The organism is Pseudomonas sp. A125 (assembly GCF_055409485.1).
Window position 1 is genome coordinate 1 of the sequence record NZ_JBUZVP010000090.1, and the last position, 886, is coordinate 886.

Annotated in this window: 1 protein-coding gene; it reads left to right on the forward strand. The window is 47.0% G+C overall.

Features of this window, described 5'->3' with window-relative positions; all coding sequences use genetic code 11:
- Window positions 1–295 precede the first annotated feature (295 nt).
- Window positions 296–667 (forward strand): hypothetical protein, encoded by a 372-nt coding sequence (locus tag ACZRN6_RS36530; protein ID WP_153045949.1) that lies wholly within the window; start codon window positions 296–298, stop codon window positions 665–667.
- The last annotated feature ends 219 nt before the right edge of the window (window positions 668–886 follow it).

The following is an 886-nucleotide window of genomic DNA, read 5'->3' on the forward strand; positions in this document are numbered from 1 at the left end:
GAAGTTATGGGCGAGGTGATGCAGAAGGCCATGGCTATGCGGCATGATGCTCCAGCTTCAATTCAATGACCGTGTTGCACTCAGCTCCTGCAACCGCCCACTATTTTTTTCAAGTGCGCTGGGAGTTAATTACTGCTTGCAAGGAAACTACCGAGAAAAGGTAGCCCGCAGCCATAGTGGTGCGGTAAGCTGTGGATATGCTCGGACAAGGGTGAATACCGTCGAGAAACCCTCAAAATCAGGCCAGGGTATTAATTCTCAGCTTTTCACTTCAAGTTGAAAAAGGGAAATTTCGGTGGAAACTAGTACAAAATCTCCAGTCGGCACTCGTGTAGTTTTGTATTTGGCTATCTTGTTAGTATTGGGAGGCTGTATCTATAATGGGCTCAGGATCTACATAGATAGGCAAACATACTCGCGAAGTGTTGCAGAGCTTGCCTTGCAAGCGTCGGCGCCAGTAACGCAGCGGATTGTAACGCGTGATGAGCATACTGAATACGAGAGGTGTGAAAGAGGTTTCTGTTGGAGTGCGCCTGATGAAGAAAGCCTAAAACAAGTAATGGAAATACAAGTTGGTGGAAATGGTGGGCTTCCCATGGTAGATACTGCTGCTTTTGAACAAGCCCTCAAACAACTGCAGGCGGACTACAGATCAATAAACAATTGACTTGGCACGATTCTATCATGAAGTTCTGAATTCCGATTTTCGGCCGGAGGCTGGGTTACTCAGTATCTGGGTGCATGTGTCACGATTCCTCAGCTTTCCAAACATACGGTAGTAACGCATGGCGGTCTCAAGGAGCAAGTGCAACAGTCAGTTAATTTTCTGAGCTTGCTAAGCGAAACAATCCCGCTTCCAAAACATCGTTATCAATGGGCGTCTGAC